The organism is Gemmatimonadota bacterium (assembly GCA_022560615.1).
In the GTDB taxonomy this organism is placed as follows: Bacteria; Gemmatimonadota; Gemmatimonadetes; order Longimicrobiales; family Gaopeijiaceae; genus UBA1138.
This window is the reverse complement of record JADFSR010000047.1, coordinates 17,091-27,704: the sequence shown is the minus strand read 5'-3', so window position 1 is coordinate 27,704 and position 10,614 is coordinate 17,091. Positions and strand designations below refer to the sequence as shown.

Sequence of the window (10,614 nt, the reverse complement as noted above, 5' to 3'; positions counted from 1 at the left end):
TGTCGTAGGTAGACGAGACGATCCCCGTCTTCGTGCGGGAGGGGGCGGAGCAGCACACCGTTCACGGCGCTGAAAATGGCTGTGTTCGCGCCGATCCCCAGCCCCATGGTCGCAATGAAAACCAGTGAGAAGCCCGGGCTCTTGATCAGGCTCCGAAGCGCGTGCCGAAGGTCCCGTGTCATCGTTTGCACCGACATCCCCATACCCCCTGTCCCCGGTTGATTTCCGTACCGAAAAGCACCTGTCACGCCGGCCCGGCGACCTGCCCCACCGAGCAGGGCTCGCGCCAGCGTCGCCCCGTTCTCGAGTCGCAGCTTCAGTCCTGTGAGGAGCGCGTCCGTTGAGGCGTCCCACCAGAAGCGCACCGTGCCGCCCATCCTTCCCGCGTAGCGCGACTCCGCCCTTTGTAGGAGCACGTGTCGTGAGAGATCTGGGCCGAATTCCTCGAGGAACGACTGCGGATAGGGCACCAGCAGCAGCCGATACGGGAACGGTAGCTGAAGACTCGGCTCGACTGGAGGCACGATCATCCGGGCCGTGAGACGACCGCGTGCGCCGCCTGGAGGTCCGCCTCGAGGCGAGCGATCTCTCGCTTGAGCACGTCGGAGCCGACTTCCGTGATCTCGTAGAAGCGCCAGCGCGAGCTCGGTTCAACGGTTCCGGCATCCTCGGGGGCCTCGGTTTCCTCGATGAGCCCGTCCCGAACCATCCGGCGGATGCCGGTATACAGAGTCCCGGCACCGAGCTGCACTGCGCCATCGGTCCGTTCCTCCACAACGCGCTTGATCCGGTATCCGTGGGCGGGGCCCTGAGCGACGCTCAACAAAATGTGAAACGTCACCGGCGTCAGGGGGCGGGCACTCTGGTCTTCGGATCGGTTCATGCGGCATCACGCTCCTCGGTGAGTCGCCACCGGCATCAACGATGGGCGATTATCGATGATCGATAATCGCATCCTCGGCAGCGTTTGTCAACGGAGCAACAGCCCGGGTTGTGGGTGGCGAAAACCTCGTCTGCCGCGAGATTACTTGCCTTTTCACGATTCAGTGAGGGCAGGTGTGGATGTGGGATTGGGTACGTATCGCGGCGTGGAGCACGATTTCCGCGCTGAAGAGTCAACGCGATCTCGCGCTTGAGAACGTCGCGTTGCGCCACCAGCTGATGGTGCTGCAGCGGCGGCCCGCGAGGTTACGGCTCAAGGACCGAGACCGGCGCTTCTGGATCCGCCTGCGCCGCCTCTGGCCTGGTTGGCACCGAGCCCTCGTCCTGGTTCAGCCGGCCACCGTCGTGAAGTGGCACCGCAAGGGGTTCAGAGCCTATTGGCGCTGGAAGAGTCAGCCCACAGGTGGCCGGCCGAGGATCGATGGCGAAGTGCGAGAGTTGATCCGCGACATGTGGCGCTCGAATCCTACCTGGGGCAAGCCGCGCATCCAGGCCGAGCTGCGCAAGATCGGTATCGAAGTCAGCGACTCCACGGTCTTGCGGTACCGGCCAGCTCGTGGCAGTCCGCCCTCTCAGAGCTGGCGTGCGTTCTTGGATAACCACGTCAGGGACATCGTTGCGATCGACTTCTTCGTGGTTCCGACGGCGACGTTTCGCGTCCTCTACGTGTTCCTCGTCATGTCCCACGACCGGCGTCGCATCCTGCACTTCAACGTTACGACCTCGCCTTCGGCCCGGTGGACCGCCCAGCAGGTGCGTGAAGCCTTTCCTTACGATACCGCGCCTCGTTATTTGCTTCGTGACCGTGACGGCATCTTCGGAGCCGATTTCGTCCGGTGCGTCAAGTCGATGGGCATCGAGGAAGTCGTCACAGCCCCCGCCTCGCCGTGGCAGAATCCTTATTGTGAGCGCCTGATCGGATCGATCCGGCGAGAGTGCCTCGACCACGTCATCATTCTCAACGAACGGCACCTCCTACGGGTTCTTCGCAGCTACGCGTCCTACTACCATTCGTCGCGAACGCACCGGTCATTGGACAACGACTGCCCTGATCCGCGCCCTGTGGAGCCGCCCGAGATGGGCGATGTGGTAGCCATCGCCCAGGTTGGCGGGCTTCATCACCGCTACACCCGCAGGCTCGCTGCCTGATCCCTCGCCTTCCCGAGGCTGATTGATCCAACCGCCGCGAGCACGTAGCGGGGCTAGCATCCTTACGTGCTCCAATCCCAGTCGTCATGTGCAAAAATCTGAAAAGGCCAAGCAAGATGTCTGCCCCGCACTCGCACCGGCTATGGACAGCCCTTCGACCCCTCGGCGTGCCGCTCTTGGGTCACCCATCGTCTCTCACGCAGTCCCTCGCACCACTCGGATGAGGTTTTCGCCACCCACACCCGGACGAGGTCCGCCGCCACGCGGCCTCCATGAGATCTCGATGAAAAATCCGTGAGAATGTCGGGCTATCCCCGCCGAGCGCGGCGGAGTACTCTGATCGGGCGCACGCGCGCGCCCGTCCCCTCGGCAGGAGGAGTCCGGCATGACCATCTCACGACGCCACGCCATAGCTGTATCCGGGTCCGCACTGGCGGGCCTGTCGATCGGCGGCTTTCATCCAAGGGAGTTGGCGGCTCAGGTCGCCCGACAGGAGCAGGAGTTCCCGGACCGACTCATCGACGTCGAGCCGCGCGCCACCTTCCCGGTGGACCTACCCCTGAACCCCGACGGCTCGGCCCCCGAGCACCCCGAGTCGGCCGCCGGCCCGATCCGGGGCCGCCTCATGTGGAGGACGTCGGACCGCAGGGCCCCGGAGATCGAGTACGACTACACGAAGATGGCGATCCGGGTCGACACGCGCGGGCTTGGCACCAAGCGCGGGACGATGCGGTTCAGCGACATCGAACCCCTGTCGAGGGTTTCGCACACCTTCCTCATGCAGTGCGGCGCACCGGAGCCCACCGGCATCGTAAAGTGGACCGGGGTTCGGTTCACCGACTTCGCGGACATGCTCGGCCTCGTTCCGGGCGCCCACTACTGCCGCTTCACCGCGTCGGACGGCCACTACGTGGACGAGTCCGTGGTGGAGCTGCGGCATCCGCAGGTCATGCTCGTCTGGATGATGAACGACGAGCCGCTCGATCCCCAACATGGAGCGCCCCTGCGTCTTGTCATGCCGTTCCGGTATGGGAATCGGAGCATCAAGGCGATCACCGAGATCATCTTCGGGACGCCGGGGCTGCCGCGGCCGAGGACGGGGTAGGAGGCGACAAGTCGGTCGATGCCCCGAACCGTTCATAAATGCCGAGGGAGCACTCGTTGCGGCTGAGGTAGAGGCGGATTCGGTGTTCCGCGTCCTCCGCAGTGAGACGCTCTTCACGGTCGGACAAGAATACCTCCTAGGCGAGGGAACGGACTTCCACGACATCGGGCCTGACGACGAGCGGTTCCTGATGGTGCGAGCCGCCGCGATGAGCCCTGACTCCGGTGGCGAGGTCAGGATCATCTTGGTCGAGAACTGGTTCACCGAGCTTCGCGAGCGGATGGGCGGTAATTGAAGGCTCAGATCCCTTGGCTTCGCGTCTTCGTGGAAGGCGTGGTGATCGTCGGACTCGAGGCCGAGTGCGTCGATCTGCAGGCCCGCCTTCGGAGCTTGACCGCGACGGCCTTTGGTACCCCAACCGGTACCCCAAACTCCCCGGATCTGGTGAAATCTCGGGAGCGCTCGACGGAACAACCGACGGAACAACCGACCACCTAATGCCCAAACTCACAACAACTTAGGCGACCTCAAGAGTACTCAGCGTATACCATGCGAACGAACTCTTAATCAGTAGGTTCGGGGTTCGAGTCCCTGGCGGGGCATTAAAATGGCAAGGCTTTTCGGCCTTGGTCCGCTTTCGCATTCTGGGCCGAGTCTTCCATAAGCCTTCCCTCGTCATGTTCCAAAACCCAGTCGATCGTTACTCGGTGAGTCTGCGGGGGGTTAGGTCGCCTCCGCCCCGTCGTTGTCTGTAAACCGGCGGCTTGACGCCGTGGGCCGGGGCAGCGGACTCTGAGTCGATGCTTCGTTCACCACTCTGTGCAGAGGCCACCGCCGTGAAGATCGCCAGCCGCTTCGTCCCAGCTGTCCGGCTGTTCCTCGTCGCTCTCCCGCTCGTCGCGATTCCAGCGTGCACGGCTCCGTACCCGGCGCCGCCCGAGACACGCGTCGATCCCGTGGCAGACGTCATCCATGGGGTGGAGTTCGTCGACGACTACCGCTGGCTCGAAGACCAGGACGCGGCGGAAACGCGGGCCTGGATCGCGGCTCAAAACGCTTACGCGGAGCTGGTCGTCGGCGAGAGCCCGATCAGGGATCGCTTCCGGACACTGCTGCGCGAGAGCATGGACCGGGAGAACGTGGGCGGTACCCGTAGGGTCGGCGACTACGAGTACTTCACGATGCGGCGCGTGGGCGAGGAGGCGCCTATCGTGTATCGGCGCCCGGCTCCTGAGGAAGACGATGCCGAGGAGCCGACCGTGGATGGGGACTACGAGGTCTTCATCGACCCGGCGGAGATCGATCCCACGTATCGGACACTGGTATCGATGATGGGTTCGTCACCCGACGAGTCCTTGATGATGTACTCGATCCGACAGGGCGGCGCGGACGAGATCGAAGTACGCATCACGGATCTCGAGACCGGTGAGGACCTTCCCGACCGCCTTCCGAACGCGCTGTACAGCGGGGTCGAGTTCGACGACGACGGATCCGGCTTTTACTACACCTACCGCTCCCGTGTGGAGGGGCCGCGCATCCGACACCACAGACTCGGTGACGACCCCGCGAACGATGAGCTGATCTGGGGCGAGGGGTACGGGCCGACGACCTTCATCGACATGGACATCGTTGCGGACGGTGTCTACCGGATCTTCAGTGCCCAGCACGGTTGGGCCCGGAACGACTACTTCATCCAGGCCGGCGACGGACCGATCCGTCCCATCGTCGAGGGTGTGCCCGCGCACTTTCAGGTGCGGTATCGAGAGGGCCTCCTCTATATCCGTACCGACTGGGATGCCTCCAACTACCGGCTCATGGTTGCCGATCCGGACAACCCGGCGACCGACGCGTGGAGCGAGTTGATCCCCGAGGGCGACGACGTGCTCGAGTCGTACACGTTCATCGACGAGCGCATCTACGTCACGTACCTGCACGACGTCGAGAATCGGATCTCGTTTTTCGAGATGGACGGGACGCCTGCCGGCCAGGTGGAAGTTCCGGCGCAGTCTTCAGCGAGCATCAGCGGAACCGGTGAGGGCAAGGCGACGCTGCGCGTGAGCGGATACCTCACGCCGAGCACCGAGTACGAGATCGACCTGACGACCGGAGAACGCGAGCTGACCGAGCCGCCCGAGGACGCTCCGGAAGGCTTCGAGGTCACCAAGATCTGGTTCACGTCGAGCGGGGGCGCCCGCGCCCCGATGCACGTCATGCACAAGGCGAGTATCGAGCTCGACGGTAGCCACCCGACCATCCTCAACGGTTATGGCGGCTTCACCTCGAACATCAAGCCGAGTTTTTCGACCACGAGGCAAGCGTGGCTCGATATGGGCGGCGTCTATGCTGTCGCTACCTTGCGCGGTGGCAGCGAGTTTGGTGAGGCGTGGCACCGTGACGGCATGCTGGAGAACAAGCAGCATGCCTTCGACGACTTCATCGCCGCGGCCGAGGCGCTGATCTCTGAGGGCTTCACGAATCCGAGTCGGTTGGCGATCAGTGGTAGCAGCAACGGCGGGCTTCTCGTGGCCAGCGCGATGACGCAGCGTCCAGACCTCTTCCGGGCCGTGCTGTGCACGTATCCGGACCTCGACATGGTCCGCTTTTTCGAGTTCACCGAAACCAACAACATGCCTGCGCTGCTCGAGTACGGGGACGCGCGCATTCCCGAACAGTTCGAGGCGATACGACAATACTCTCCGTACCAGGCGGTTCAGGATGGCGTCGAGTATCCCGCCGTGATGCTCGCCACCGGCGATCTCGATACGCGCGTACCCCCGCTCCAGGCACGACGGATGACCGCGCGGCTGCAGGCTGCGTCTGCATCCGGTCTGCCGGTGATTCTTTGGTACGACGCTCGCGGTGGGCATGCGGCGGGGCGCGGACGGCCGATGAGCCTGCGCATCGAAGACACGGCTCGGGAAATGACCTTCCTCGCCCAACAGCTCGGGTTGACGCTCCCAGCTGAGGGGTCATGAATCAGGGAGCCCACGAGCTACTTGAGCTTCGGGATCTGTGGTGATGTCCCCCTCAGTGCCGTCTCGAATGGCCGCACTGCTGATGGCGGCGGTGCTGACGTCGTGGGGCTGCGCTGATGAGGGGGTCGTCCCTTTCCCTCCACCGCTCGACCCGCAGCGAGTCCAGGACCAGGACGACATGACGTGGGACGACTACCGGCCCATCCCGGGGCGCAACTGGGCCGATCGCTCACTCGAACCCGAGCGTGGCTTTCGCATCGCCCTCATCGCCATGGACTTCGAGGACCAACCCTTTGTGATGACGCTGCCCAAGGGCTCGGATCCATTCGGTAATCCTCAGATCGATCCGATCTCGAGGGATGAAGTGCCGCAGTTCTACGCCGACTTCTTCCTCGAGCCGAGCGAACTGAATCACGGCCAGACCATCAACGGATATTGGATGGAGCAGTCGCGTGGGAAGTTCGGGATCACCGAAATCGAAGCGTTCGGACCGTACCGCATGCCCAAGCCACTGTGGGCCTACGGCCTGAACGAGTATGGCCAGGAAAACTCGACGCCGGACGGGAGCGTGGCGAGCGACCAGATGGAGCCGCACGTCGACTCCATCTGGCAGGCAGAGCACGGACCGATCGCGGACGAGTACGACGCCATCCTACGGATTTACGCTGGTTACGACGAGACCACGGTGTGGCAGGAATTCGGAGAGATGAAGTTCGACGCTCCGGAGGACATCCCGCCCGAGTGGGGCAATCCCAACCCGGATCTGCCGCGCTGGATCGCCACGCGTTACGTGCCGTGGACGAGCTGGCGAGCGGGTGCGCAGCAATGGGGGCGCTCGTCCATGCGCCAGGGGGAGAGCTCGGGCACCATTACGCACGAGCTCGGTCACTTCGCGTTCAACATTCCAGACCTCAACAACAATCCGTACCGCGAGCCCTACCGTCGTGTCGCCGTCGGTCCTTGGGACATGATGGACCGGGGATCGTTCAACGGACCCGGTGGGCCGCACATGCGCTGGGTCGTCCCCCCCATCCGGGGTGCGGCGATGCCGGCGGGCCTGATGCTACGGAACCGGATGGCGAACGAGTTCATCACCGAAGACCAGGTTCTTACGCTCAGCCGTGATGGTCTGGCCGCGACGGGCCTCGCGGTCGCGAGGGTCACCGCCCGGGCCGTCCATCCGCTGCCCGGAACGCACGCCGGGATCGTCGTGCGCCTGGACGGCGAGGAACCTCGCGACCGGACGCCGGAGGACGATCCCGCGACGAATCCTCTCTCCGCGGGAACGCCCAACTACGACTTCTACTCGCTGGAGGTCGTACAGCGCGTGGGGTACGACGCGTTCACACCGGACGACGGAGTGCTCATCGCCAAGAACAAGGACAGCTTTCGAGGCCGAAACGGAGGCCCGAACGAGTTCAACAGTTTCATCTGGGTCATCGACGCACACCCGGAGGACATGAACGCCGTCGACTTCGTGAAGCCCAACGGGGAGGAGGTCCTGCGCACGGTCGCAGACTACCGACAACTCAACGATGCTCTCTTCCATGCCGGGACGGACTCGGGCAGCGAGTTCGAGTGGATCGATGAGCCGAACCGACTGCACTTCTACGTGATCGGTCTCCAGCAGGACGCCCAGCGCATTCGGACTTATACGCTCGGCGTGCGATCGCTGGACGGCTCGGGGCTGCGGGAGCGGAGCGCCGATCTCATCGGCCCGACCGAACTAGAGGTAGGCGCGGGCGTGACCCCGGTAATGTTCAGCTTGCGCAACGACGCGGTCTCGCAGGGAGACACCGCGTTCGACTGGGACGTGTACCGTCTCACCGCCTCGATCGAAGGTGAGGGCTGGGCGGTACAGCTCCCCAACGAACTCGTGGCTGTGCCGTCAGGCGAGGCCGGAGAGATCACCGTGAGCATTCGCAAAGGGTCGGGAGATGGAGTGTTGACGATCACGGCGACCTCGGAGAGCGACCCCGGCGTGGCGCTGGCGGTGAGCACCACCATCCGCTGAGCGCCACCATCCGGTTGGCTCATCTGCCCCCGCCGAAGGCGTAAGAGAAGCTGACGAGCGGGAAGCAGCACAAGAAATCCCCGTCGCCGCCAGCACCAGCCAGGGCCAAGTCCGTCGAGAACCGCTCACCAATGATGCGGAGTCCCGCCGAGACCAGAAGGCCCGTCTCTCCCGGCAGGAAGTAGTTCTCGGTGATCAGCTTGATGCGCCGGCTGGCGCGGGTCTCGCCCCCGATCATCGCGACAGGCTGGTTGGAGAAGTCGTCGCCTTCGAACCCGAATCCGAGCCCCACCGTTAGTGAGTTGTCCGGCGTACCGAAGGTCCCGACGCCGTAGTTGATGCCCACACGTTCGTCGTTGGCGAAGAAGATCAAGGTGCCTACCGAGACCTGGACCGTCGGAGTCCTGACCAACTGTACCTTGGGCGCGACATAGAACAACTGGAACTCGCTGATGAACAACGACGCGCCAGCGGCGAGCGTCACGCGATCCGAGACGCCTACGGCGACCCACGGGAGGACGATGAGGGTCGTGCCAACATACGCATCTCCCTTGTCGAGCGTGCGTCCTGTCGCGGTGAAAAAGAGTCGCGACGTGTTCGAATCTTTCCTCCAGAACTCGCCCTCCACGACCCTACCCTCCGCGACCCGCGCTTCCCGGATCTGAGAACGCGCCACTTCCAGACGAGCACCACCGGACGTGACCAGCACGATCGTGTCACCCTCCACCTCGGTCACACGCGCGAAGAGCACGGAGCCGTCGGTCAATCGGATCTCGTAGAGTGTCTCCCCAACGGCGAGCGCCTCGACTTCCACCTGGGCGAGGGCAGGGGTCACTGAGGCCGCAATCGCGAGGAGAGCCATCATGAGCACGGATCCCCACCACAGTCCGCCGCGCTTCACCGCTGTTGTACCTGACCGCGCGTTCATCGCCGCCTCCCTGGCTCGAGATCAGTAGGGGCATACCCCCCCATGCTTCGACCAGAAGATCCTACCCGGTTCGCCGGCCGGTGCGCATACGAATCGTGACGTAGGACACACCGCAGATGACGTACACCGCGCGGAGTGGCGTCTCAGCGCCCCAAAATGTCCGCCAGCGCTGCCATCAAGTAGCGGATGTTCTTCTCGCTGCAGCTGTAACCCATCAGGCCGATTCGCCACGCCCTGCCTTTGAGCGGTCCGAATCCCCCCACGATCTCGATCCCATACTCGTTCAGCAGCCGTCCCCGAACGGTCGCGTCGTCGACGCCGTCCGGGATCATCACGCAGGTGAGCATCGGGAGTCGGTGATCCGGACTCCCGAATAGCTCCAGTCCCATGGCCTCCAGTTCGGATTTGAGCAGGTCGCCGCATGCCTGGTGGCGCGCGAAGCGCTCCTGCAAGCCTTCCTCCTGGACGAGCCGCAGTGCTTCGCGAAGTGCGTACACAGCGGGCCCCGGCGCCGTGTGATGGTACGCTCGATCGGCGAACCAGTACTTCTGGATCAGCATGAGATCGAGGTACCAAGTGTCGACCGGGGTGCTCCTGGAAGCCACTACGTCCATCGCTCGCTCGTTGAGCGTGATGCAGGAGATGCCCGCAGGCCCACCGATGCACTTCTGTCCGCCGCTGTAGCAGATATCGATGAGGAATTCGTCGACCCGGACGTCGGACCCGCCCAGGGAGCAGACCGTGTCCACCAAGAAGAGCTTGTCGCGCTCACGCACCAAGCGGCCGATCTCCTCGAGCGGCTGCTCTACGCCCGAAGACGTCTCCCCGTGCACGATGCCGACCATCTTCGCCTTCGGGTGTGCATCGAGCGCGGCGGCGATCTGATCGGTCGTGACGAACTCTCCGAAGTCCACCTCCACGCGTACTGCGGTGCCACCGTGACGCTCCACGATCTCGGCCATGCGTTGGCCGAAGAAGCCGTGAATGCCGACGATGATCTCGTCGCCCGGCTCGGTGACGTTGCAAACGGCTGCCTCCATGGCCGCCATCCCCGTGCCGGCCAGCGAGATCGCCATCTCGTTCTCGGTCTGAAAGAGATGCCTGAGCAACGCCATCGTGTCGTCCATGATGACCAGGAACTCGGGATCGAGGTACCCGAGGATCGGGCAGGTCATGGCTTGCAAGACACGGGGGTGCACGTTGCTCGGGCCGGGCCCGAGTAGGACGCGGGGATCGTGGCGGAGCTGTCCGAAGGACGAGTCGGTCGAGTTCATGGGCTCACGGTCGGCGATGGCGGGACGGGTGCCGGAACGCCCGGCAGCGCCAAACCATGCTCCCCTGGCGCAGAGTGGGCAAGGCGCGCGCGTAGATCGCGCAGCCAAGCTGTCGCCGGGTCCGGGGCATGCCCTAGATTGCGCCCCTCGTGAGGGCACTCCGGCTCCGGCGCTAGCTGGCCGGAGGCCCGTGAGAATGCACTGCGCGGTCATACCATTGGCGGAGA

General features: G+C 64.1%; 9 protein-coding genes. 5 read left to right on the top strand and 4 right to left on the bottom strand.

Features of this window, described 5'->3' with window-relative positions:
* Both IIB36_17900 and IIB36_17895 read right to left on the bottom strand, forming a co-directional pair.
* Positions 1-524: hypothetical protein (locus IIB36_17900; GenBank protein MCH7533614.1), on the bottom strand; the 524-nt coding region annotated here is incomplete at its 3' end.
* Between the two features lie 2 nt (positions 525-526).
* Positions 527-883 (bottom strand): helix-turn-helix transcriptional regulator, encoded by a 357-nt coding sequence (locus tag IIB36_17895; protein MCH7533613.1) that lies wholly within the window; start codon positions 881-883, stop codon positions 527-529.
* A 179-nt stretch (positions 884-1,062) separates the two neighbouring features.
* Between IIB36_17895 and IIB36_17890 the strand changes: the two genes are divergently transcribed.
* The 5 genes from IIB36_17890 to IIB36_17870 all read left to right on the top strand — a co-directional run bounded on the left by IIB36_17890 (position 1,063) and on the right by IIB36_17870 (position 8,185).
* On the top strand, positions 1,063-2,091 hold the full coding sequence (locus IIB36_17890; protein MCH7533612.1) for a transposase: 1,029 nt from the start codon (positions 1,063-1,065) through the stop codon (positions 2,089-2,091).
* A gap of 385 nt (positions 2,092-2,476) precedes the next feature.
* The gene (locus tag IIB36_17885) at positions 2,477-3,196 is read left to right on the top strand and encodes a molybdopterin-dependent oxidoreductase (GenBank protein MCH7533611.1); all 720 of its coding nucleotides are present in this window, start codon (positions 2,477-2,479) and stop codon (positions 3,194-3,196) included.
* 82 nt (positions 3,197-3,278) lie between these two features.
* A complete protein-coding gene (locus IIB36_17880; GenBank protein MCH7533610.1) occupies positions 3,279-3,491 on the top strand; it encodes a hypothetical protein in 213 nt (70 codons plus the stop codon).
* A 541-nt stretch (positions 3,492-4,032) separates the two neighbouring features.
* Positions 4,033-6,171, top strand: a complete 2,139-nt coding sequence (locus IIB36_17875; protein ID MCH7533609.1) for a S9 family peptidase — start codon at positions 4,033-4,035, stop codon at positions 6,169-6,171.
* Positions 6,172-6,214: 43 nt separating this feature from the next.
* Positions 6,215-8,185, top strand: a complete 1,971-nt coding sequence (locus IIB36_17870) for a peptidase M6 (protein MCH7533608.1) — start codon at positions 6,215-6,217, stop codon at positions 8,183-8,185.
* 19 nt (positions 8,186-8,204) lie between these two features.
* On the opposite strand, the gene IIB36_17865 is transcribed toward IIB36_17870, so the two are convergent.
* Entirely contained in the window at positions 8,205-9,113 is a 909-nt protein-coding gene (locus tag IIB36_17865) for a hypothetical protein (protein ID MCH7533607.1), read from the bottom strand.
* 143 nt (positions 9,114-9,256) lie between these two features.
* Positions 9,257-10,387, bottom strand: a complete 1,131-nt coding sequence (locus IIB36_17860) for an alanine--glyoxylate aminotransferase family protein (protein MCH7533606.1) — start codon at positions 10,385-10,387, stop codon at positions 9,257-9,259.
* Positions 10,388-10,614: the final 227 nt, after the last annotated feature.

Excerpts from the sequence above, each read along its gene's own strand:
- IIB36_17885 (MCH7533611.1), top strand. The coding sequence starts at position 2,477 with ATGACCATCTCACGACGCCACGCCATAGCTGTATCCGGGTCCGCACTG.
- IIB36_17895 (MCH7533613.1), bottom strand. The coding sequence starts at position 883 with ATGAACCGATCCGAAGACCAGAGTGCCCGCCCCCTGACGCCGGTGACG.
- IIB36_17890 (MCH7533612.1), top strand. The coding sequence starts at position 1,063 with ATGTGGGATTGGGTACGTATCGCGGCGTGGAGCACGATTTCCGCGCTG.
- IIB36_17865 (MCH7533607.1), bottom strand. The coding sequence starts at position 9,113 with ATGAACGCGCGGTCAGGTACAACAGCGGTGAAGCGCGGCGGACTGTGG.
- IIB36_17870 (MCH7533608.1), top strand. The coding sequence starts at position 6,215 with ATGTCCCCCTCAGTGCCGTCTCGAATGGCCGCACTGCTGATGGCGGCG.
- IIB36_17860 (MCH7533606.1), bottom strand. The coding sequence starts at position 10,387 with ATGAACTCGACCGACTCGTCCTTCGGACAGCTCCGCCACGATCCCCGC.